Here is a 24,484-nt window from a genome sequence, read left to right as displayed (position 1 = left end):
TTACTTCTTCTCCTCTTTGGTTCCTTCTTTCAGGCCTTCATCGAGTTTGATAACCCGATAAATGCTGTTTTCTCCCCGTTTTACCAGCAAGAGGATCATGTTATCTTTGGAGGATTTAAGGGCTTCTTGATACCCTTTAAGGTCTTTAACTTCAATCCGATTAATTTCCTTGATAATATCACCCCTTCGGATTCCGGCCTCTGCGGCAGGTCCCCCTTCCTCAACCTCGGAAACCAGAACTCCCTTTTCGTCTTTGGGTAGGTTGAGTCCTTCGGCCAATTCCGGAGTCAATTCCTGTACGGCCATACCGAGCTTTTCTTCTTCAATGGTATTACCTTCCTGGCTTGTAGCAGCTTCTGCAACTTCTTCGGGGAACTCTCCAATATTTACTTTGAAGGTTTGTTCTTTCCCATCCCGATTAACCTTTACCTCGACACTCCGACCGGGCTCGGCCCGGGCTGCCAGTTTAGGCAAGTCACTGTATTCGTTAATCTTTTTGCCGTCAAATTCAATCACCACATCCCCGCGCTTAATCCCTGCTTTATCTGCCGGGCTATCGGGAACCACATTAGCCACCAGAGCTCCCTTATGTTCGGCCAGATTAAAGGATTCTGCTAACTCGGGAGTGACCTCTTGGATCATAAGTCCGAGCCATCCTCGGGTTACTTTACCCTTGGTTTTTAGATCCTCAATGATATGCTTGGCCTCATTAATAGGAATGGCAAATCCAATCCCCTGCCCACTGGCCATAATGGCGGTATTGATCCCGATAATTTTCCCTTCCATATTGACAAGGGGACCTCCACTGTTACCAGGGTTAATGGAGGCATCGGTCTGGAGAAAGTCATCGTAGGGGCCTGCACCAATAACACGTCCCTTTGCACTGATAATCCCGGCAGTAACGGTATAATTCAATCCAAAGGGATTTCCCACGGCTATGACCCATTCACCCACTTGAATGGCATCGGAATCCCCAAACTCTAAGACCGGAAGATCTTTTTTAGTATCGATTTTAAGAAGCACAATGTCCGTTTTCGGATCTTTCCCGACGACTTTAGCCGTATACTCCGAATCATCTGCCAGCTTAACCTTGATTTCATCGGCATCTTTAACCACGTGATGATTGGAGACGATATAGCCCTGCTTGTCAATAATAAAACCGGAACCTAAACTTCTCTGTTTGAACTGCTTGGGAGGGTTCCCCCCAAAAAATCGGTTAAAGAAATCCTCACCGAAGAAATCTTTAAATTCTTCTGAACCCCGGAATCCTCGGAATTCTTTCCGTTTCAGGGTATGGCTGGTACTAATATTAACCACGGTAGGTTTAACCTTATTGGCAATCCCTACAAAGTCATGGGGAACCAGGACTCCGGCCATAGATTTTGTTCCTGCATCCGGGGTGGGTTTATCTGCAGCCGGCGATGTGGCCGGTTTGTCGGATTTTGATTCCTGAGCGATACTTAGCAAGGGGAGACTATTAACAGTCAGAATAGCCGTCGTTACACTGACCACGAAGCATAAAAGACCGATTAACCAAATTTGTTTTAAATTTTCCTTATTCATAACTTCCTTGTCTATTAACTGTTGTCCGTTGCCCCTCTTAGGAACTTATACCCCCTGAACAACGGACGACGGGTAGTAGACAGCTTTTAAGGCAAAACTGATCGAGCCACTTTTAATAACTCATCTTCTGAGATTTCTCCTATTAAAGTAACATAGGTGTCCTGTAATTTCCAATTTAAGATCTTTAGTAGTCCTTGGTCATATAATACTCCTTTTTTGTCATTAATGTTCACTTCTCTGGTAGGGAGAGGGGTACCGGAAAAAGATAGTACAGACTTGTCCTGGAAAATGGATAGAGAGCTCAATCCGTCGGAATAAAGTAAATGGACCCGCTCTCCTTTATCCACTTTAATATGGGTGATCCCGGTGAGGGTAAACCCTTCAGGAACATAACCTAAGGGGTGCAACTTAAAATCGATATGTTTTTCTGCTTCAGCCAGATTGGCATATCTGGCTTCTACAAAGGTCTTAACAGGAGTCCCTTCGGGAATTTTGAGAGAGAAAATGTCATTTCCAAGAACAGATCCAAATTTAATTTCCGAGAAAGTCGATAACAGAATGAGATTTCCATTCAGGTCGTAAATCTCAGTCCTTAGGGGGATTCCATATTCTCTATCCACCCATACCTTACGAGCCGGCCGATTGGTATCCTTGGGTTCGAAGAAAATACCGATACTATTTCTGTTAATGATTTGTCCTTGCCTCTCTATGTAAATCTTGTAGTTCTGTTCGATGAGCTGCTCCTTTTCCTTGAGATCTTTCACCACATCCTCGAAAACAGGGGAATTTTTACGAATGACAAAAGCTTCCGATGGAATATAGTGCCAGATATGTTGTCCGTCATCCAGAATGACCTGGGTTTTCTTTTCCTTCAAGGAGAAGATTTCTCGCTTTTCCTTGTTAGCGGGTCCATGGATTACCTGAATACTCTTAACATCTGGTTGACAGGAGGAGTAGTTAACCACAATTTTGACCCCCATATAGCTGATATCCTTAGTTCTGGACTCCCCCAGGGTTTGAATAATGCTATCCAGTTCTTCCCTTTCCTCAGCCCATACCTTATCGGCAATGAAAAGGGTTATTAACCAACTGATCAAGAAAAAGAAAGCGTTTAAAATCGTTAAATCCCATTTCCACTTCATGGACTCAATCTGTCTACCGTATATCTTAGAAGTACCTGGTAATCTCTCCAACATCTGGCTCATCGGTTCATATATCCCACGAATACGGTGTTATCCGTTAGAGGAGTTCGCAACCCCTCCATGGCATGCTGATAGAGATAATCATCAATATTATTGAAATCCGTATTTCCCGATTCGTGGGCAGGCGGGGAATCTAGTTTAGCCTCGACATAATATATATTCTTCTGAGTCTTTGGTTTCATCTCAACATAATAGGTGTTCTTTGAAGGTTCCTGAACTCCCATTTGCTGAAAGTAAAAGATTCCGGCAAGGAGAATCAGAAACAGAACTGCCGCCGTGGCCCAGACAGAAAGAGGATATTTCGAAGTCCATGATAAACCTTTCTTTCCAAAGACCGGAATTTCCTTGTGGACACTCTGCAGGATTTTTTGGGAAAATCCTAAAGAAGGGACCAGGGCTTTCGTTGCTGCATATTGTTTTAAAAGATTTTTTAAGGCACTGATTTCCTTAAGATGTTGATGACACTTTGCACAGGCAGTCAAATGCTGGGTAAGCAATACCACCTCGGCCTCTCGTAACTCCCCATCTGCATATCCGGTTATAAGCTCAAAATATTCCTCACAGTTCATACTTCTACTCCGTAAAATAATCCTTGAGCCTTTCTCTTAAAGCTGCCCTGGCTCTGGCTAATCGAGACCGCACAGTCCCTATGGGGCAATTCAAAACCTCTGCAATCTCCTGATAAGATAAGCCTTCCAGATCATACAGAACCAGGGCCTCTCTTTGATCGTCTGGAAGACTTCCTAAAGCTTCATCAACCTGCGCCAATAACTCCCCTGTTAACAAAGCAGTCTGTGGATTCACTCGCTGGTCCGCTATCTCCAACAAAGAAGGCTCAGCCTCCGACCTCCTATCTCCTATAGGTATAAGAGACCCACGAGAAGAGGCTAAATAGTTCTTACACTTATTGATGGCAATCCGATATAGCCAAGTAAAAAAAGAAGAATTTCCCTTAAATTCTCCTATTGCCTTGAAAGCCGAAATAAAAACCTCTTGAGCCAAATCCTCAACAATCTCAGGATTATTGGTCATACGATGAATCAGACTAAAAATCTGCCTCTGATATCGAATGACTAAGGTCTCAAAAGCCAGCGAATCTCCAGCTTGACATCTCTTTACCAGGCTCTCATCGGTTACCGGCTTTGTGGGTTTCCTCGAATTCAACACGTACGCGATCCTTTTTTCTCGTACTAACTATGGTGAATTCATTAGATTAGACCTGGGAACCAGGCTAAAGTTCCTGTAGCCGAGAAACTTTTAAAGATTTGTAAAGGTTACTTACATCAACCTGTCCGACCGCATTCAAGGTCATTATTATAACAGTATACAACACCTGGGGATACTTATCAACAAGGGTAGCTTTGACCCGATCCTCAATCCTGAATCTTTATCCCCGGAAAACAACCTTAAAATCCCTTAATGACCGATTGGCTTAACTTATGGGGATGACTCCTTCTTTCCATAATAGGTTGTCAAATATTCTATAATCTGAGGGACATCGTCTTTATTGATGGGTGCTCCCATGACCTGAATCATTTTATTAACCGAAGCCTCCCACCCTTTTTTATCCAGGAAAGGTGAATTGATCAGGATATAATCCAGGCTATGGCAGATATTACAATGGGCTTCCACAAGCTTTTTTCCGGGCCCTTCTTTAAGTTTTATTTTTTCCTCTTGAGCCAAAACGGGAGCAGCGAGAATGATCCATAGAATCAAAAGAAAAAAAAGACTTTTCACAGGATCCTCCTTTCCAGAAGTTCGTTTTCCACCAGAAAACGAAGTTTTTATTCCGCGTAAAAACCGCCTCCCATGGGTTTTTTAAATGACTTCTATGTTTATACGCTGAATGACGTTATGGTGATAGCCGGCCGGATTCAGGATGAGTTCAAACGTTTGTGTCTGTCCCAGACGGTTACTGGCCTTGGCCATAACGGTATATTTACCCTTCTCAGTCGGTATAAAGGGATAATTCCAGGGTCTCCAGGAAAACCTTCCGGCGTCGGTCCCCAATTCAGCCTCTTGCCAGGTCTTTCCTCCATCGGTGGAGATCTCTACCCGTTGAATACCGTAACCCCCATCCCAGGCTATTCCTTTAACTTCGATGGGTTGTCCTGACTTGAACTTCTGTCCTTCTTCCAGATTTGTTATCAGGGAGCTGACGACCATCTCGGTGATGGGAGTATTAATCTCTGTTTCTTGAGAGATAAATCGATCTACAATGGGAAATTTACCTTTGGGAATTCTGTAGGCTGCCTTCATCCAAAAACCATCAAAGGGTCGGGTTATAGCCTGAATCTCCGTAAGCTGTTTAACCCAATAGGTACCGGTCCAGCCGGGGACTATTAATCGGGCAGGGAATCCATTCCAGTGGGGAAGCGGTTCCCTGTTCATCTCCCAGGCAATAAGGGTATTTTCATCCAGGGCTTTCCAGACCGGGAGACTCTTCTTAAAATCCGGAGTTTTTTCCAAAACGGCCCCATCGGCACCGTTAAATGTAACTTCGAGAGCTTCTTTTTTAATACCGGCTTTGACCAAAATATCTTTAAGCCGGACTCCCTTCCACCTGGCGTTTCCCATGGCGCCATAACCCCATTGAACTCCCGGCACGTGGGGCTTGAACAATCCCCTTCGATTGCCCGAGCACAAACATAAAGCCGCCATCTCCACCTGCTCAAAATCTCGTTGGAGGTCTTCCAGGGTTAATTCCATGGGTTTTTCTATGGCTTCCCCTCCGATGCTGAGTTTCCATTGCTTGCTATCCACTTGAGGGATATCGGCCAGATGGTATCTTACGAAAAAGACCTCGCTGGGGGTAAACAGTTCATTAAAATATTGAACAGGGGTTTCATAGTTAGGAGGACGGTAGGTTCTCTTGATAAGAGGTTTTTTCCCGGGTAGAGCTTGAAGTATGGCCTCCTCCAAAGCTCCTTGTGGAAGCTCCGGCGGCCCCATCTGAGAACTCTGGGCCAGAAGGGTTTTTGGCAGGAGGATACCGCTTTTAGCCAGAACTAAACTTCCCGCAATACTTTTCAGGAACTTTCTTCGGTTGATCATAGAACGGTTCTTACCACCAGGATACCAGATTCATCAGCACCCAGAGTTCCCATGATAAACCTGGTGCCCAGGGGGTATCTCCTATTAACTACGAGGGATCTTTCCCATCTGCCGGGTCAACTCGATGGCCTCCAAAAAATGAGCCTGGGTAATACGCAAATCTGGATGTTGAACAAGGATTACTTCGGAATCCTCAAAAAACTGCTCCAGAGCCATCAATCGCGCTTTTTTACAAACGGCTTCGATATCCGATCCCACGAAACCTTCAGTCTGCTCGGCCAGTTGATGCAAATCCACATCCTTCAGATGAAGTTGGGCCAGGTAGATTTTAAAAATTTCCTCCCGCTCTTCCAGAGTTGGAATGGGAAACTCCAGAATATAGTCAAACCGGCCTGCCCGTAAAAGAGCAGGATCTACCAGGTCAATCCGATTGGTAGCCGCCAGGAAAATAACCTCATTAAAATCCTTGAGGGTATCCAATTCCCGGAGGAGCTGGTTAACCATTCGTTGCGTGACCCCACTTTCGTCTCCTCCGTATATACGCCGAATCGGGGCAATGCTATCAATTTCATCGAAGAATAGAATACACGGAGAAGTATGCCGGGCCATCTTGAAGACCTCTCGGAGTCCTTTTTCAGATTCTCCCAGCCATTTAGAGAAAAGCCTGGGTCCGTCTACCGTAATCAAGGTAAATCCACTTTCACCGGCCAAGGCCCTTGCCAGGAGGGTTTTTCCCGTACCGGAAGGGCCCGTAAAAAGTAGACTTTTGGGAAAAGCTATTCCGCTGGTTTCATAGAACCGATGATAGCAAGAGGAAAGTCGGATGATGGCCTTGAGCGTCTTCTTCACGTAGGTTAATCCTCCCACGTCCTTGAATTGAAGTACGGGTCTTTCGGCCAGAAACTCTCGTGTGGCTCCGGGTTCGATCTCCTTGAAAGCTTCGATGAAGTCTTCCATGGTAACCTGAAAATCCAGAGCGGGACCCTCCAGCCGAGAAGGGGCCTGGCTATTAATCTCCGGTAAAATCCTGCGAAGGGCAATCATACCGGCTTCTTTGGCGATAGCTTCCAGATCGGCCCCTACGTATCCGTGGGTAATCTCGGCCAGTTTATCCAGATTGACATTGGGAGCCAGAGGCATGGATCGGGTATGAATCTCCAGGATCTGGCGCCGCCCGATTCGATTGGGAACCCCGATGACCACCTCCCGATCAAATCGCCCCGGACGTCGCAGGGCAGGATCCAACACCTCCGGGATATTGGTTGCGCCAATCACCACCACCTGACCCCGGGTTACTAAGCCATCCATTAAAGCCAGAAGCTGAGCCACGACCCGCTTTTCTACCTCTCCCGCGACATTAATCCGTTTGGGGGCAATGGCATCGATTTCATCGATAAAAATTACACTGGGCGCATTACGGCGGGCCTCTTCAAACCTCTCCCGGAGTCTGGCCTCGCTTTCTCCATAATACTTGTTAATGACTTCGGGACCGTTGATGTGGATGAAATGGGCTCCTATCTCATTGGCAATAGCTCGAGCAATGAGGGTCTTTCCGGTTCCCGGTGGGCCATGAAGCAGAACCCCTTTGGGGGGTTCAATCCCCAATCGGGCAAAAACTTCGGGATATTTCATGGGAAACTCGATAATCTCCCGAACCCGCTGAAGCTCTTTTTCCAATCCACCAATATCTTTAAAAGATGCCATAACCTTTATGTAATATGCCGGGTTTACATGGAACAGGCAAGAAAAATCGTTCGTGGATTGATTATTTCCTTGAGAACCCTTAAAGAGTCTGTAAAAATTACTTCATAGCGGTTTTTTAACCTTTACTCCAGGTAATATTAAATTGACAGGATGAAAGGGCTTTGTTAAATAAAAAGCTTAAGTGGAAATTTCAGGTCATTGTTATCACTTCATAACCTGTAAGGTAATTAGAAGGAGAAGAAATCATGGCACTTAGATCTGCTGAACAATATATAGAAAGTTTACGGGATGGTCGTATGGTTTATTACCGGGGGGAACAGGTTAAAGATGTAACGACCCATCCCGATATAAGAGTGGCTATTGAGCATGCTGCCGGGGATTATCACCTGGCAGAAGATCCCCGATACAAAGATCTGATGACCTATCAGGATCCGGAAACGGGAGAAATCAGCAGCCGATATTTTAAAATCCCCAGGAATGCAGAGGATCTTCTGAAACGGCATGAAATGATTTTAACGGGAACCCGAGCCGGTCATGGAGTGGTTCCCATCATCAAGGAAATTGGAACCGATGCCATTTTTGCCCTTTATATCATTGCTAAAAAGATGGACGATCAGCTCGGGAGTCACTATCTTGAACGGGTTCAAAAATATCATCAATACTGTCGGCAAAATGATCTAAGCATGGCTACGGCACAGACAGATGTAAAAGGAGATCGAGGTCTGCGGCCTTCAGAGCAGGAACACCCGGATTATTATGTTCGAATCGTCGATGAAACCAAAGACGGTATTATAGTGCGGGGAGCAAAGGTTCATACCACCTCGGCGGTTGCCGTAAATGAGATCCTGGTAATCCCTACCCGGGCTCTAGGGGAAGGGGATAAAAATTATGCCGTGGCCTTTGCCATCCCGGCCAATACCAAAGGACTTAAGATGATTGTGAGTCCCTTTGGCAGTGTACCTCCCAGTGACTTCCATCATCCGGTAAGCACCCATCATCGGTTGATGGAATCTCTGACCATTTTCGATGATGTCTTCGTTCCCTGGGAACGGGTCTTTATGAAAGGAGAATGGCAGTTTGCAGGACCTTTAGCCACAACTTTCGTCCAATTCCATCGTTTTACGGCTATTTCCTATAAACCACCACTCTGTGAACTGTTCATTGGCGCAGCCGAGCTTATGGCCGAAGCCAATGGGGTTAAAAAGGCTTCTCATATTCGAGAAAAAATCACCCAGCTCATCAGTTATACAGAAACGGTTCGGGCCCTTACCCGGGCTTCTGCCTACGAATGCCATGTGGTAGATCCGGGAATTGCAGTTCCAGATACCCTCATTACCAATATCGCGAAATATTATTTCGCCAGTCATTACCACCAGGCGGTCAGCTGGCTTCAGGACATTGCCGGGGGTCTTCTGGTAACCGGACCTTCTGAAGAGGACTGGCTCAACCCGGAAACCCGTCCCTATATCCAGAAATACCTGGGTGGGGCTAGGGGAATCTCTACCGAGAACCGATTAAAACTATTTAATCTGATCCGAGACCTCACGGCCTCTGATTTTGGGGGGTATCATGAAGTCCTGGCCATCCATGCAGAAGGCTCTTTGGAAGCCCAAAAAATAACTATTTATCGGGAATATGATCCAAAACCCTGTATTGAATTTGTTAAAAGGGTCGCCCAGATTCGAGACTAATACCTGCTCAAAGTCTAAAGTCCAGAGTCAAATTCATCTAGGATTTTAGACTTTGGGCTTTTATAATGAAAAAGTCCACCAAAGGATTTAAGGACCTGGTTAAAGCCTATGAAGAGCTTAGCAAGGAGTATCTGGAAATCAAGAAGTCCGTGGAGAAGTATCGGATTTTGGCTGAGCAACTGGAACGCGAGGTTAAGGAGGAGAGCAAACGACTCAGGGAATTTGAAGCCAAGTATAAAACCCTGGTAGACAGTGCGGGAGATGCCATCTTTACCGTAGACTCGGAAGGAAATTGTATATCCATGAACCGTATAGCAGCCCGTATTATTGGCGGGAATCCCACCGATTTTGTAGGAAAAAATATCTATGAACTCTTCTCCAAAAAAGAAGCTGATTTATACATGGCCCATATTCAAAAAGTTTTTGGAACCGGAGAAGGCACTATTCACGAGCACACCTATAAGATTCCGGGTAAAGAATTCTGGTTTAGTACCAGCTTGGATCCAATCCGGGACGAGACGGGTCAGGTTATTTATGTTTTGGGGATTTCCCGGGATATTACAGAACGCAAGCGAATTGATAAGGAAAAAGAGGTTATCAGCAATGTAAATAAAATCATCGCCTCAAGTCTGGATATTAAAGACGTTTATGAAGCCATCGGGGCCGAGTTAAAAAAAGTTTTCGATTTCGATCGGATGACCGTGAGTCTTTTAGACGAACAAAAAACGGGCTTTCAGATTTATGCCCTGGTCAAGTATTATGAAAGTTTAGAATCCGGTGACTTGCAAGAGGGTACTTTCATTCCTAAAGCCGAGACCCATCTGGGGGAAGTGGTCGATACCGGTAAACCTGTTTTGATCCAGGATGTGGCGGAGAGCCCCTATTGGGGGATGACCAAGTTGTTGAAAGAAGGGATTCGCTCCAGTGTCACGTATCCCCTCTTTTGTCGAGGAGAGGTCATCGGTACCATCAGTTTTGCCAGCCGAAAGGTAAATAACTTCTCAGAAGATCAATTTGACCTGGTTAAACAGATAACCCCCCAACTGGCCATTGCTATTGAAAATACACGCCTGTTCAATAGAATTAAAGAATCCGAGGAGAAGTATCGATCCCTCATCGAGAGTACGAAGGATTTTATTATCTATATTGTTTCTCCCGATGGAAGCATTACCTATCTCAACCCTGTCGTGGAGAAGATATTGGGATATCGACCGGAAGATTACTACCGGAACAAGAATTTATGGGTTAGCCAGATTCACCCAGAGGATCGGGATCGCGTTTTTGATGCCCAGAGAAAGGTCTTTGAAGGAAAGGGGAGAAGCCTTGAATTTCGAATGATTCACCAAAACAAACGAGATGTCCGATGGTTATACTCTTCGGCCACCGTTCTTAAGAATGACCGGGGTGAGAAAGCTTCCCTGGTAGGATTTGCCATGGATATCACCGAGCAGAAAAAATTACAGGAACAGGTTCGAAGATCGGAATGGCTTGCGTCCATCGGAGGACTGGCCGCCGGTCTCGCCCATGAGATCCGAAATCCTCTGGTCGCCATCTCCAATTCGGCCAAGCTTCTTAAACGCGATGTAGATTTAAACGAAGAAGATCTGGAATTAATGGGAGTGATCGTGGAGGAAACCGACCGTCTCAACAAGATTGTTACCAATTTCTTACAGTTTGCCCGTCCTCGAGAACCTGTATTTTTGGAAAGTGATATTCGGGAGGTTATGGAAGAGGTTCTTCGACTCCTCAAAAAGGATACCCGATGGAATGATCGTATAAAAATCCACCTGCGGTGTGAGCCTGAGTTACCCAAAGTTCGTTTAGATGCCGATCAGATGCATGAAGTTTTCTGGAATCTGCTGATTAATGCACTGGAAGCAATGCCGGATGAGGGAGTTATCAAAATCGAAATACTGACCGTTTCCACGCGAGATTTCCAGGGGCTTCAGGTGAGAATCTCTGATACCGGTATCGGGATTGCTCCAGAGGAAGTTGCCAATATTTTTGAACCTTTTCACACCAGTAAACCCCAAGGTACCGGTCTCGGTTTACCCATCGCCCATCGGATTGTAGAAGCCCATAAAGGAATACTGGAGGTAGAGAGTGAAATAGGGAAAGGGACGACCTTTATCGTAACCCTTCCTTTATAAGACCAGAGGCGAAAGGTAAAAGATAAAATAAAAACCTTTGTTTTTTGTCTTTCACCTTTCGCCTCTGGTCTTCTTAAAGCGTGGCAGAAATTTTACTGGTTGATGATCAAAAGAGCATCCGAACGACTCTGAAAATTACCTTAAAACGGGTAGGTTATCAAGTCGAAGAGGCTTCTTGCGGAGAAGAAGCCCTCCGTCTTCTGGAAAGGAAAACCTATGATCTGGTTATTACAGATTTGAAAATGGAAAAGATCGATGGGATTAAGGTTCTCCAAAAGGTCAAAGAGATATCCCAACAAACGGAAGTCATTGTGATAACCGCTTATGGTACGGTGGATTCTGCCGTGCAGGCCATGAAAATAGGGGCTTATGACTATATTGCAAAACCCTTCGAGCCCGAGGAAATCGTACTGGTTGTTAATAAGGCATTGGAACGGAAGACCTTGACCGAGCGGGTCAAACTCCTGGAAGAGCAGGTTCGAGAGCGATATAAATTTGAAAATATTGTGGGGAATTCGCCTAAAATGCTGGATATCTTGAAGCTGGTCACCCAGGTTTGTCAAACCGATAGTACCGTTTTGATCCTGGGAGAGAGTGGTACAGGTAAAGAGCTTATTGCCCAAACCATTCACAATAATAGTCCCAGGAAAGACAAGCCTTTTGTGATCGTCAATTGTAGTGCCTTACCCGAAGGGCTTCAGGATAGTGAATTTTTTGGCCACATCAAAGGGGCTTTCACCGGAGCTATTAAAAATCGAAAAGGTCTTTTCGAAGAAGCCCACCAGGGAACCATTTTTTTGGATGAAATCGGAGAAATTTCTCCGGCCATCCAGGTCAAACTACTTCGATTTCTTCAAAGCGGAGAGATCCGTCGGATTGGAGATAATAAATCTTTCCATGTAGATGTCCGGCTTATTGCGGCTACCAATAAAGATTTACAACAGGCCATTCAAGAAAAAACCTTCCGAGAAGATCTCTTCTACCGACTTAACGTCATTCCCATCAAACTTCCAGCTCTACGAGAGCGTAAAGATGATATCCCGCTCCTGGTAAATCACTTTCTAGAAAGATATCGTAATAAGATGCATAAACCGATTCGGTCTATCTCCCAAGAGGCAGTGGATCTATTGGTTAGATATGACTGGCCGGGCAATGTTCGGGAACTGGAAAATGTGATAGAACGAGCTGTGGCTCTGGCTACCGGGGAAATTATCCTACCTGAAAATCTCCCCCGGCATATTCAGGGCCTGGAACAGACCTTCCCCTCAATCCCCTCTAAGCCTTCAAGTAAGCTGGTGTCCCTTGCAGAGAATGAGAAAAACTACATCCTGGAAGTTCTTCAACAGTGTGGTGGAAACAAGAAAAAAACGGCCCAAATTTTACAAATTTCTAAGAGCACACTATGGCGGAAGTTGAAGGAGTATGGATTACAGGAACGGTGAAAATCTAGAAAAGTCCCTATTGCCTTTGAGCGGGAAGGCCACAAAGAGTCATTTATCTCGAAGATCCATTTTCATTAAAAATAAGGTTTCATCTTCTTCCTCTAGAATTTCTGATTTAGATTTTTCGAGGGGTCCCGCCGGGGGATTTTTCCTGATCCCCTCAAAAGGCGGTCTGGGTCTGGACGGATATCTGGATTTTGATTTGAGGGTCATCACAATCGCCACAAAAGCCAGACAAAACGCGACGGAAGCCAGAGCCAGAAGAGCATAGGGAATGGTAATGGAAATCTCAGGCCATTGGGTGTTGGGTCTGGACTCTTGAACGGCTTGTGCCGTTGGGATTGGGAGCGGCGTAGAAGTTGGAAGGGGGGTTGGCGTTAGAGCAGCTACAACGGGAGTTTCAACTAAAACGACTTCTTCCGTAAGTTCATACATGGGTTTATACAGGGCCCGGTCTCCCCTACCCCTGGCATGAATCCTGAGATAGTAAAGGCCGGGGGGTATAAAAGTCTCGGGGGTAAAACGAATCATTTCCGTATGATTGAAGTCTCGGGTCCCTGTACCCAGAAGTTTTGTACTGTTATCCGGACCATAAACCCCCACTTCGATATTGGCTTTCAGGTTATCGAGGAGTTGAATCTCAAAGGTCCATTTTCCCTCCCTGGGAATTGTTACACTAAACCAGTCCGTGCAATCCCCTTTGTCATAATCCACCTCCGCGGCCTGATCTGATTTCATAAAAGTTTCCAGATTAATAGCCCGGGCGGGATTTCGATCTGCCGAGGAATCATAATCGCAATCATATTCCCCCAAGGCGTAGAGGTACTTATTCAATTGATTAGGTTGAACGGTTATCCTGGTTCGATACCCGGGATACCCTCGTTTTATAATCTCTACCTCGTAAACACCCTCTTTTACAATGAGGTTTAACGGAGTTTCCCCTCTTTTTTGACCATTTAAGAGAACCGTTCCTTCAGAAGGAACACTATCGATAAATAAGGTTCCTGTCAGTACCAGGGGTGTAGGAGTTGGAATGACAGTCTCTGGAATCCGGGGGGTGGGAAGGGGTGGAACCATAGGAGGGGGTTTTTGAACCGGGGTTAAATCCACTTCCAGAATCGTAGGAGTTGGAATCTGGGTTGGAACCAGAGTCGGAACCGGAGTGGGAGTTGGAACCTTGATGGGTACCGGTGTCGGGGTCTCCGGAAGAGGTAATCCACGCTCCGGGCTATTTTTTTCTTCCTTTAAGTCCGTATAGCGTCTCTCCAGGGAGCGCTTCTTTATCTCATCTACTTCGGCTAAATACCGATAAACCTCCACCCTGGGTTCTACCTCAAAGGCTAAGGCTTTATTCAGGTATTTTTCAGCTATTTCCGGCTGTCCAAGACGAAGGTAAGCAATCCCCAGTTGAAGGTAAGGATAATAATCGGTCAGAATCCAATTCCCCGGCGTTACGACCCGCTTTCTTGGCTGTGGGTTTTCGGCAACGGCTTTCTCAAAATTTTCTACGGCCTCCCGCCATCTCTGATTTTTCATGGCCTGAAGCCCATCTTGGTAATAGTCATACCACTCCTTGGCGGCCTTTGCCACTTGCCCCCAGGTTATTAAAAAAAGGACGATCAGGAAAGTTGCTTTACGCATTGTTTTTATCCGTTGCTGTTGTAGACGATTTGGGTCTATGGTTTGGAGTCTATGAGAAGTCACAACGGACATGGACCGGAGGTCCTTAAAACCGATAAAACGCCGTGATAACCCCTTCAGAAATAGAATTCGCTAAATTAACGGCTCCATCAATACGGAGTCTCCCCAGAGAAATTCCCCCACCAAAAGTAACGTGGGTTTGATCCTCCCGTTCTGGAAAAAGAACCAGAAAACGAAGATCATTTCCCTGGAAGGTAATGCTATGATCTGGATCGGTAAAGAATCCTCCCCTCAAAGAAATAAGGGTTGTTCCGGAAAAAAAGCTATACTCCACCCCTCCGTGGATTTGAGTGGCATCCTGAACAGTAAATTCTTCAGGACTGGCACCGGCCAGCGTAATTTGGAAATTTTCCAATAAATCCGAATATTGAATGTGAATAATATCCAGGGAGAAGGTGATGGTATCATCTGAAGTTAACAGACCTCCTTGACGATAAGAAGCTCCTGCCCCATAAACATCCGGCACCTTGACCGTATAATCTACAGTGGTACCTGTTTGCCCTGGAACGATACTAAAATTGATGGATTCGGTTAAATCGAATCGAGGTCCACTTCGAAATACCCCTCCTACCGACAATTCTTTGAGGGGTGTTTGGGTTCGGTAAAGCTTCCATAAGCCACCCAAAATAAGGCTCGGGGCCGTAGCGGATTCATCGACTGTTGAATTAAAAACCTGATTGATCCGGGTGGGATCAAATCGGGTTAGCTCGGAATCTATATTGAGCGTCGATGCCTGGATCGTTACCCCAATGGAAAAACCCCGGGCCAGTTCGACTCCCATGGAACCCCCCAGGTTGGTTATTTTGAAATCCAGGTGGCTGCTGACCGGAAATATCTCAACATCGCTGGCTCCCGTGATAGGAATCACAATGCGACCTATTTCAAAATCCTGGGTAAAATTTGCCAGCTCTTGCCGAAATACAGCCAGAGAAAAGCGCTGGGTTGAAGCTGGATAAGCAAAGCTTAAAAAGGAAGGAGAAGTAATCGTTCCGCTGGTGAAATCTTCTGTAAAAATCTGGATTGTTGGTTGACCATTGGGATTTAAGGTTGGAGTCCCTTCCACAGGAACATCTAAGGTTGTAAAACGGGTGAATCGAATTTCGGTTAAAAATTCGGGTCGTCGGGGTATGACAAGCCCGGCGGGATTCGCCGCCGAAGCCGTGGCATCATCTGCCGTGGAAAGAAAGGCACCACCCTGTCCCAAAGCCCTGGCTCCGGGAAGATTAAAGTTAAATTGAAGTTGTGAAGAGGTCTCTTCATTGGTTAAAGCGAAAGCCTGAACGATAAAACCGGCTATAATTATCCCAGGAAAAATAATACCACCCCAAAAGTTTTTCACGTATCCCATAATGTTTCCTTTCACCTTATCCTACTTTTAAAATGGTATCAATTTACCTTAAAGGCAAATTTCTTTTTCGATACTTCTACAGATTGGTATTACCCCTGCCGGAGCCGGGGGATTTTTAGATTCTGGGATGGCCGCCCATAGGCCACTTCCCTGAAGCTTGAGTAAATCCCACTAGGGTCAAAGACCGATTTTTTGAAGAATATGGGGAACAGACCCCGGTCGATTAAAGTTTAAGTAAATTAAGAAGTACTAATTATTACTGCGACCGGGACCATTATCTTCTTCCCCTTCATCGTCCTCATCATCTTGGGGGGTTTCGGAGTTTTACTGGGTTTCGGAGTCTTACCCGGTTTAGACGTTTTGGTGGGATCTGGAAGGATTACAGGTGTTGCCGATGGAACCGGAACAGGCACTTTTGAGGGTAGAGAGATAGGAGTCGGTTGGGTAAAACCGTCGGTGTAGCCGTTGGCAGAGTCACGGGAGTTAAAGTAGGGAAAGGGGTTGGCTCACCGGAAAGAGTGGAGGTTGGAACGGCAGTGGGCATCATGGGGGGTACAGATGTCGGATGAGGAGTTGCAGTCGGCGTGGATGTGGGAATTGGAGTTGAGGTAGGAACCTGGTTGGATTGGGAACCGGGATCGGAGTTGAAGTGGGGGTAGGTAAAGGAACTTCAATGGGACCTGGAACCAAAACCGAAGTAGGACTTGGCATGGGGGTAGGAACAGGGGTTCTTCGGGGTATGGGAGTTGGCCGGGGCGTGCTAACCGGAGGAGGAGTAGAAGAAATTCGGGGGGTTGGTGTAATTCCGGAACTGGGTGTTTCCCCCCTAGGGGATGTAAAGAGAGGCGCCGAGGATTCAACGGGCGTGGGAGTCAGTAAGCCAACCTGGGAGCTTTATTCAGGAGCTTTCTCTCTTCTTTCTCCTGGGAGTCTGGGGTGGGGGTTGTTTCAGGAGAAGGGGTAAGCGAAGGAGTTGGAGATCCGGTTGGTGTCGGCGTAGGCCTGGGTATTATCATCAGGACAATATTTCCCGTTGCAATAACCTGAGTTCCTACCGGTGAACTCGCATCGATGACCTGGACCGATACCGTATCCTCTCCCGGGGTAGTCGGGGCCTGATAAAGGACTGTACTTTCGTTTCCCGTAATCGTTCCCCGTTGGGCAGACCAATTAAAAATCAGATTCTGGGGAGGTATCGAAATAGATTCTAAAGTGACACTGATCACAGAAGTTCCTTCGGCTTCTACAGTTCCCGGATTTGCCGTCAGAATACCGGAAGATATGGGAGCCCCGGGGGGTATGGGTATGGTAAAACTATTTTTATCCTCTCCACAACCATTCAGAAAAAGAAGAGGAAAAATCAGGCTGGATAAAGTAGCTAAAGAGAAAATGCGCATCATGTGAGATTTTATTCGATTTTAATCGCCACAATGGTCACATCATCTTCCCGCCCCATCTTATCCGCAGCTTTTACAAGCCTTTCACAGGCTTCCTTTGGACTCATAGAAAGCAAAACAGGGGCCTGTACGTTTGAAAAGGCCCTTCTATTTTCCTCCCTGAGGATCTGGCCTCTAAATAATTCTTCCATTGCCCCTTCATCCAGCACATCGGTAAGCCCATCGGAGCAGAGCAAGATCCACTCTGGAGGAGAGAGCCTTTGCTGACCGACTTGAACTTCCAGTTGGGGACTTACGGCAATAGCCTGGTAAAGTGCTCCTTTATGATTTTTTGTAATATCTTCCTGGTTTAAAAAACCTTCCCGGATCCCACGGGCTATTAACGTATGGTCCTCGGTAAGCTGTTGGATTCCCAGGGAATCATTAATTCTATAGAGGCGGCTGTCTCCAATATGGGCCCAGTAGAGGGTTTCCTCCTTTAAGATAGCGGCGGTAAGGGTCGTACCCATTCCCCGGTATTCAAATTTAGAACGGGAAAGGATCCTGATCTCTTCATGGGCCTGGCGAAAGATTTCCCTGAGCCGATCCAGGATATCCGGGGAGGGATCCGGGTGACCGGAATAATACCGCTTCCAAAGAAGCCGAATGGCCTGGTTACTGGCTACTTCCCCGGCATTATGGCCACCAAGCCCATCGGCAATGGCAAAAAGATATCCATACCGGACATACTCCTGGGTTCGAAGACTAAAAAAGCCATCTTCCCATAAAAGAATTTTATCTGAGATCTCTTTAAAACACAAAAATCGATCTTGATTGATCACCGTGTCCTTACCAGGACAGGATATGGCAAAACAAGAAATCTTCATGGATCCATCCCTCGTTGTCCGTTGTTTTGTAGAAGTCCTCCTTTCCTCGCCCTGAAGCCCGGCTATAATCTGTGCAAACAAGCCATCCGGATCTTTACTACAAAGCTATGACAGACAACTTACCTAAATCTCATCTCCCAGTGGCATAGAAGTCATTTTTCTCTCCATTTTCATCTGTTTAAAGCACTGTTCGGCTTCATCGGTTTTTCCAATTTGTTGATAAAGCGAGCCCAGATTATTGAAAAAAATGGGCTGTAGAGAAGGATGTAAAGGTCTTCCCACCTGACACAGGATTTCTATGGCTTCCTGGTGTCTGTTCAACTCAGATAAATAAAACGCGTAATTGATGGCTGCTTTAGCCCCTATATCTTTCTTCTGAGAAATCGAAAGGGTATGATCAAACAGGTTAAAGGTAAACCAGGCTTTTTTGAAATGGGTTCCCCAGGAGGGATCCTTTAAGAGATAATAACTCTTTCCAATCCCCAGCAAAGCCTCTATATAAACTTTCAGGTTACGTTGAATATGGTTGAGCATGGGGTTATCCCGAAGAGATATAAAGTCATTACTTTTTGCCTCTTGCTCTACTTCTCGAAAGTGGCGGGTGATCCGTTCAAGCCAGTAAAGGCACTTGGTATAGCCGGCAGGTTCTCCTATTCGGAAGAGACTTTTTCCTTGTTTGAGGAAGTAATTACAGAAAATGGTTAGAAGGGTCTCGATATCCGGGCGATGGGACGGTAAGAGGTGGAGGCTGTCAGCAATGCGGGTGTCCAAACCTACCTCCTGGAGCAGATCTTTAAACTTCTCTCTTTTTTCTTCATGCTTGGGAATGAGGCCTCGCTTATCGTACTTCTCGAAGCAAGCCCGCCAGTTTTGGGAAAGATCCGGGTCGCTTGTTTCAGTATACGTTTCATAAAACAAAATAAAGAGTTCGAAAGACTCCGCAATATCTTTAAAAAAAGTAAAGGGTCCTCCGCGGTCATCTGGATGCTGAGCCAGTTGAAGCATTTCATAGAAAAGGGCCCCCAAGGAAAAAATATCGCTCCGGTCGAAGTATCGAATCCGTTCATTACGGATGGAGGTGAATTTTTCGAAACCACTATAAATGGTTTCAGGAGGATGGTACATACCGATATTGGAGAGGGCACTGTGGGACTTCCGTTTATAAGCCCGGACATGACCCAGGTCCAATACCACCAGATGATCTTTTTTCCCTGAAGGACCCATGCTAACCCGAAGGTTATCGGGAAACAGATCTTGATGGTATTGACCTCGAAGGTGGATGCTATGGAGGGCCGAACAGAGCTGGAATATAAGATGAATGGCCAATTCGGTATGGTCTATTCGGAAGTTATCAATGGCACTTTTTTCATAACCTAAATCTTCCCCCTCTACAAATTCCATGGCCAGGAAAAGGTAAGGATCTCCTTGAGAAAACTGAAAAGTTTCATCTTCATAAAGGGGTGCGTATAAATGGGCGATATTGGATTTAAACCGGTAGGCCTCTAGATTTTGAATTTCCTGTTCGTAGAACTTCAGGCGCTGTTCATCTTTTCCTAATCGGTTAAACAGATCATTACTTAGAACCTTTACGCAGACCGGTTGCTGGGTGGCCGTATCCTCGAATTGATAGACGGTTCCAAAGCCACCCCGACCCACTTCCCTTACGAATTTGAGTCGATTATGGGATTTGCGTCGGATAAATTCTTCCGCAGTAATACCGGTCATTAAAACCAACAGGAGGGTGTAGAAATGTGAGGGGGATTTCTATCTCCCCACACTTCCTCACCCCTCTGTTCCCCGCTAGTTCTCCCACGGATCTTTCAACTTCGCTTCGGCTTCATCGTACCCCAGGAGTGAAGAAGGACCCGGTCCATTATACTCGAATTCATAGGGTCCGATGACAATTCGTTGGTTTTTGCGTAGTTCCATAGACTCCCCGGGTAAAATGATATTTCCATGGACATCAGGTTTTGCCCATAGAAGTTCTTTTAAAAAAATCCCACCGGGAGACAGGATCCAGATAGGTCGGGAAGTACTTAAGTTTGTTATCTCGACCAGTTTCCGGCTTTTAGCTTTGAACTGGGCATGTTGTTCCGATATCACATCCATATCATCCTCTAACCAAAAGCTATTACGGGTCAAGGAAGGCCCATCTCCCAGAATACACTTATTTTCTTCATAACTTTCCTGAAGGATATTGGCCAGCGGATAAATCCTTCGTTGATCCCGGTTAATCAAGGTAAATCGGGCTTTCCACCGGGGGTGGAGAGACGTCCGCATAATTCGCAGGATCGATTGGCCCAGTTGAATTTCCTGCCCGAAGGCCAACTTTTCCGGTTTTCTTTGACCGATCTCGATCCAGAAATAGGGTTCTTGATAGTAAATTTGTGCGGCCACATCTGGAAGTTTAGGATCCTGGAGAGAAATAAACCCGGGACCACTCTGACTTCCCGAAAGGGTAATAGGACGGAGCTTCGTAACCTGTTTGGTTAACCGGTAAGGGGGATGCTCTACCAGGGGGGAGAGGATTTCCAGACGTACGACCCCCTCGCTTTGAAACTCTTCAAAAAGTAGCTCCGTGGTTCCAATTTGCAGAACATCCCCATGGGTTAAATGTTTTCCTACGAAGATTTCCTCTGGTCCTATCTTAACCGGAACTTTTTCGGATAAGGTTTTAAGATAAAACCTTTTCTTGGTCGGTTCATAAAAAATGACCACGGGGGAGTTTTCATTTTCAAACTCTGGGAGAAACCACCGGAGAAAGGGACCTGCCTGATACGAACCGGAGGGAATTTCCCCCAAGAATACGCGGGGGTATTCATAGGTATCCTGGGTGACGATATAAAAAGCTCGTTCTTCGAGATAGGCAACTCTCCGCTCCCGGTATGAGGGGACTTCCAGATCGGTAAATTCAAACACATAGGTTGTTCCCCCATAATAGGCCAGGATTCGATCTCCGTGGATTAATCGATCCCCCTTTGAAGAAAGGGAAATAATTTTCCCCTCCCGTTGAATTTCGGTTTTTCCCTCAGATCCGGTGTGAAAAACCTGGAAGTTCTTTCCTATTCGGTTGATGGAAAAATGATCCCTGGCCAGGGTCTCAATTTGAAAATTATTCTCCCCCACGTCTGCTCCTACAAAGAGATTTCCCTGGGATTTCAAAATAGGATATTCATTGGTTTCCAACAAAACATCTTTAGGCTCTATAAGCCGCAATTTTGCCGCAACCTCCTCGTCGGAAGGAGACCTTCGAACGGCTGCAGTAAAGCCCGTATCGGGAAGGTAGAGATTAAGTTGCCAGTGAACCTGAATCCCCTCTCGATGATCCTCTTCGCGATACTGGGCATGACCCCGGACAAAGGCCTGATATCTTTCTTGAATGGCCCTTTCAGCATCCTCTTCGAGTAAATTAAGGTGCTTGCGGATTTCTTTACCTACCGAAATGGTCACACTATCCGGAAGTTGATAGTAAACCCTGGGGAGATTCTGATCCCGCTCACGCTCAATTTTGGTTTCTCGTTGATTGGCCCGTAAGAACTGTTCTAACCCCCGCTTCCAGATTTCTAATCCAATATAGTAACCCCCCTTTTGAAGATGTCGGGGCCGAATTTTACCCAGAGGTCTGATCTTCTTGATCTTTACTTTTTTTTGATCGGGTTCTCGAATCAGGCTTTTTAGAAATTTCGTAAGGAATCCCATGATATTTTGAATTTAATCACAGCAAACCGGGGATGTCAAATGATTTAACACAGGGATTTGGAGAGAAAGAGAGGATTTCATTTTGAAACCCATTCGGTTTTATTTTGAACTAAAAATTGAAAAATAAGGGATTTAAAACCAGGCTGGTTCCTTCACTTAATTTTAGAAACTAACCTAATTCCGGCCCTCTTATACCTCTTTTTATATTTTAATCTAAATTTGGCACAGTATTTGAGTATAAAAGAGTGGGGGAATTTTTGTCTTGACAAGATGAGATAGATTACGTCGATAATTACGATGATGATGAGGAATCCTTTCCAAATCATCGCCGTAATCATAAGCGTAATTTTATTTGAATCGTCAAGTAAGTACTTACCATTTCCGACTTGTGGCACCTAGAAGTCGCAAATCGGTTATGAATTTACCCCACGTCCCTACGTGGGAGTAAGCAACTAATAATAATATAATAAGGAGAAAAAATATGATTGTTGCCCATCAACGTAAGCATAAACCGGTGAAGTATGTAGAAAAGGGATTAACCTATGTGGCCAATGCAGCCTGGTTTGTGTTTGAGAGGCTTAATCGTATCAGACCTAACCCTTCCTTCATTCCCCGGTGGTCTGACAAGCCGCTCTTAAAGTCTTATCAAAAAACCAGACCGACCCTGGGATGGCCGAGAACCACGGATTCTTTATGTCCGAGATGTGTTCCTGAAATCAGGGAGCAGATTCTCAACGGTAAACTTCCTCAAGAAATTCTGCGTACGGAAAGGATTGGGGAGATTAAGGCTCAGATTATTGAGCGAGATGGTAAGATTTTGATGGTTAAAGATTGTCCAAAGCATGGGCACTTTGAAGATGTCCTATCCATTGATCCCGCCTTCACCCGGCATCTGGAGGAGGTATTCCCCGGTCGAGATATTCGGGCCCATAATGATGAGGCACTTCATAATCATGGAAGCAGTACCATCAAGAGTGGGCGTGGGGCCGTTTTAACCATTGACCTGACCAACCGCTGCAACATGATGTGTGATCCCTGCTTCATGGATGCAAATCAGGTGGGATTTGTCCATGAATTGACCTGGGAAGAAATCAAAACGCTTCTGGACAATGCTATTTCTATTAAGCCCCGTCGTCAGTTATCGGTTCAGTTCTCGGGTGGAGAGCCGACGTTATCTCCCCACTTTATTGAAGCCATCCGTTATGCCCGCAAGTTAGGGTATAACAGTGTACAGGCCGCCACCAATGGGATTGAGTTTGCCAAGAGTCCGGAATTCTGCAAGCAAGCCGCAGAAGCCGGTTTACGGTATGTTTATCTACAATTTGATGGAATCGGCAATGCCGCCAACTCACACCGGCGGGTGGGTAATCTTTTTGATGTAAAATTGCGAGCGATTGAGAATCTGCATAATGCAGGGGTTGAGATTATCCTGGTGGTTACCATTGTGAACGGCATCAACAATGAACAGGTGGGAAGGATCATCCAATTTGCCCTGGATAACCCGAAAAAGATCGCATTTTGTGCCTTTCAACCGGTATCTTTTACCGGTCGAGATGAAAACATTACCGATGAACGGCGCATGGCCCAACGGTATACCCTGTCCCATCTGGCACACGATGTGAAAAATCAACTGGGTATTGGAGAACCTGCCCGGGATTGGTTCCCCATTTCGTTTATAAGTACCTTTTCTGATTGGTCAGATCTGGTGCATGGACCTCAAGCAGACTGGGGGCAGGTGAGTTGTGGGTGTCATCCCAACTGTGGGGTTGGAATGGCCATCATGGTAGATAAGGAAACCAAAGAGGCGGTACCGGTTACGGCTTTCTTGAACGCAGATCGTTTAGCCAGAGACATAGCCAAGGTAAATGATGCAGCCCGAGGGAAGTGGTTATCGATTTTGGGGATGGCCCTGTCCCTGATCCGGAACTACGATCCCTTCCAGGCTCCTACCCATTTCAAGCTGACGGATCTGCTGGTGAAGTTCGATAAGTCCTTCGGGGCAACGGGAAGAAATTACGGTAAGGTAACCGCCGATCGGACCATGGAAGACATTCAGAAGCGGCGGAGCGATCGTTGGAATTTCCTGTTTATAGCCGGAATGTGGTTCCAGGATTTGTTTAATTATGATTTTCGACGAACCGAGCAATGTATTATTCCCTATGCTACGCAAGAGGGAGAGATTTCGTTTTGTGCTTATAACACCGGAGTAGGCTGGCGGAAGATTGTCGAGAAAATGCATATGACAGCCACATTGGCCAAATGGTATGAGGAGCATGGGCGGCATGAAATTTTTACCGGTGGGAGAAAGGTGAATCTGGAGAGTACCGAGCACTCCCTGGTTGTAAATCCAGAACATGTGGCAGCAGGGGCCCAGACCGACCTGGATGAATTAGGTATTGCCAAGAATGCCCGGGAAGAAAAGCGAAAGGCCCGGGAAGAGAGACTGCGCCGGGAGAGGGAAAATGCACAAATGGCCAAACTGTACCGCCAATACGTTCTGAAGGAACCCGTGGCGCCAGAAGTTGGAACCTCCTCGTTAATTCAGATTGAGCTCGACCAATAAAATAAGGGAGAAGTCAGCTCAGGGGGTTAAAGTTTACGGGGAACTAAAAGGGGAAGGTTTTGAAGGTTAGTTCACTTTAAGAACTTTAACCTACCTTAGCCACT

The 24,484-nt window shown here is 45.9% G+C and carries 18 protein-coding genes; 5 read left to right on the top strand and 13 right to left on the bottom strand.

The annotated features are described in order from the left end of the window. The 7 genes from VNM22_10335 to VNM22_10305 all read right to left on the bottom strand — a co-directional run bounded on the left by VNM22_10335 (position 1) and on the right by VNM22_10305 (position 7,523). A complete protein-coding gene (locus VNM22_10335; protein ID HWP47548.1) occupies positions 1-1,563 on the bottom strand; it encodes a DegQ family serine endoprotease in 1,563 nt (520 codons plus the stop codon). A gap of 86 nt (positions 1,564-1,649) precedes the next feature. Continuing rightward, the gene (locus VNM22_10330; GenBank protein ID HWP47547.1) at positions 1,650-2,705 is read right to left on the bottom strand and encodes a sigma-E factor regulatory protein RseB domain-containing protein; all 1,056 of its coding nucleotides are present in this window, start codon (positions 2,703-2,705) and stop codon (positions 1,650-1,652) included. Between the two features lie 59 nt (positions 2,706-2,764). Beyond that, a complete protein-coding gene (locus tag VNM22_10325; GenBank protein ID HWP47546.1) occupies positions 2,765-3,334 on the bottom strand; it encodes a zf-HC2 domain-containing protein in 570 nt (189 codons plus the stop codon). A gap of 4 nt (positions 3,335-3,338) precedes the next feature. Beyond that, positions 3,339-3,932 (bottom strand): sigma-70 family RNA polymerase sigma factor, encoded by a 594-nt coding sequence (locus tag VNM22_10320; GenBank protein HWP47545.1) that lies wholly within the window; start codon positions 3,930-3,932, stop codon positions 3,339-3,341. 270 nt (positions 3,933-4,202) lie between these two features. After that, positions 4,203-4,502 (bottom strand): hypothetical protein, encoded by a 300-nt coding sequence (locus VNM22_10315; protein HWP47544.1) that lies wholly within the window; start codon positions 4,500-4,502, stop codon positions 4,203-4,205. A gap of 81 nt (positions 4,503-4,583) precedes the next feature. Then, a complete protein-coding gene (locus VNM22_10310) occupies positions 4,584-5,819 on the bottom strand; it encodes a molybdopterin-dependent oxidoreductase (protein ID HWP47543.1) in 1,236 nt (411 codons plus the stop codon). Positions 5,820-5,903: 84 nt separating this feature from the next. Beyond that, positions 5,904-7,523, bottom strand: a complete 1,620-nt coding sequence (locus VNM22_10305; protein ID HWP47542.1) for an AAA family ATPase — start codon at positions 7,521-7,523, stop codon at positions 5,904-5,906. 245 nt (positions 7,524-7,768) lie between these two features. Here VNM22_10305 and VNM22_10300 point away from each other — a divergent pair, with 245 nt between their 5' ends. The 3 genes from VNM22_10300 to VNM22_10290 all read left to right on the top strand — a co-directional run bounded on the left by VNM22_10300 (position 7,769) and on the right by VNM22_10290 (position 12,806). Continuing rightward, a complete protein-coding gene (locus tag VNM22_10300; GenBank protein HWP47541.1) occupies positions 7,769-9,214 on the top strand; it encodes a 4-hydroxyphenylacetate 3-hydroxylase N-terminal domain-containing protein in 1,446 nt (481 codons plus the stop codon). Positions 9,215-9,279: 65 nt separating this feature from the next. After that, positions 9,280-11,364 carry a PAS domain S-box protein gene (locus VNM22_10295; protein HWP47540.1) on the top strand — a complete coding sequence of 695 codons (2,085 nt, stop codon included), beginning with the start codon at positions 9,280-9,282 and terminating at the stop codon, positions 11,362-11,364. Between the two features lie 80 nt (positions 11,365-11,444). Further along, positions 11,445-12,806, top strand: a complete 1,362-nt coding sequence (locus tag VNM22_10290) for a sigma-54 dependent transcriptional regulator (GenBank protein ID HWP47539.1) — start codon at positions 11,445-11,447, stop codon at positions 12,804-12,806. Positions 12,807-12,854: 48 nt separating this feature from the next. On the opposite strand, the gene VNM22_10285 is transcribed toward VNM22_10290, so the two are convergent. Both VNM22_10285 and VNM22_10280 read right to left on the bottom strand, forming a co-directional pair. Continuing rightward, entirely contained in the window at positions 12,855-14,519 is a 1,665-nt protein-coding gene (locus VNM22_10285) for a PEGA domain-containing protein (protein ID HWP47538.1), read from the bottom strand. 13 nt (positions 14,520-14,532) lie between these two features. Continuing rightward, positions 14,533-15,855, bottom strand: coding sequence for a hypothetical protein (locus tag VNM22_10280; protein ID HWP47537.1), 1,323 nt, complete (start codon positions 15,853-15,855; stop codon positions 14,533-14,535). A gap of 440 nt (positions 15,856-16,295) precedes the next feature. On the opposite strand from VNM22_10280, the gene VNM22_10275 reads away from it, so the two are divergent. Continuing rightward, the gene (locus VNM22_10275) at positions 16,296-16,424 is read left to right on the top strand and encodes a hypothetical protein (GenBank protein HWP47536.1); all 129 of its coding nucleotides are present in this window, start codon (positions 16,296-16,298) and stop codon (positions 16,422-16,424) included. 303 nt (positions 16,425-16,727) lie between these two features. Here VNM22_10275 and VNM22_10270 read toward each other — a convergent pair whose 3' ends face one another. The 4 genes from VNM22_10270 to VNM22_10255 all read right to left on the bottom strand — a co-directional run bounded on the left by VNM22_10270 (position 16,728) and on the right by VNM22_10255 (position 21,817). Further along, positions 16,728-17,255: a hypothetical protein gene (locus VNM22_10270; protein ID HWP47535.1), complete on the bottom strand. Its 528-nt coding sequence runs from the start codon at positions 17,253-17,255 to the stop codon at positions 16,728-16,730. 8 nt (positions 17,256-17,263) lie between these two features. Beyond that, entirely contained in the window at positions 17,264-18,118 is an 855-nt protein-coding gene (locus VNM22_10265) for a protein phosphatase 2C domain-containing protein (GenBank protein HWP47534.1), read from the bottom strand. Positions 18,119-18,241: 123 nt separating this feature from the next. Beyond that, the gene (locus VNM22_10260) at positions 18,242-19,843 is read right to left on the bottom strand and encodes a tetratricopeptide repeat-containing protein kinase family protein (protein ID HWP47533.1); all 1,602 of its coding nucleotides are present in this window, start codon (positions 19,841-19,843) and stop codon (positions 18,242-18,244) included. Between the two features lie 75 nt (positions 19,844-19,918). Beyond that, a complete protein-coding gene (locus VNM22_10255) occupies positions 19,919-21,817 on the bottom strand; it encodes a hypothetical protein (protein HWP47532.1) in 1,899 nt (632 codons plus the stop codon). 481 nt (positions 21,818-22,298) lie between these two features. On the opposite strand from VNM22_10255, the gene VNM22_10250 reads away from it, so the two are divergent. Further along, on the top strand, positions 22,299-24,380 hold the full coding sequence (locus VNM22_10250; GenBank protein HWP47531.1) for a radical SAM protein: 2,082 nt from the start codon (positions 22,299-22,301) through the stop codon (positions 24,378-24,380). Positions 24,381-24,484: the final 104 nt, after the last annotated feature.

It is taken from the genome of Candidatus Limnocylindrales bacterium (genome assembly GCA_035559535.1).
Taxonomy (GTDB): domain Bacteria; phylum Moduliflexota; class Moduliflexia; order Moduliflexales; family JAUQPW01; genus JAUQPW01.
The sequence above is the reverse complement of the archived record's forward strand: the minus strand, read 5'-3'. Positions and strand labels throughout refer to the sequence as shown.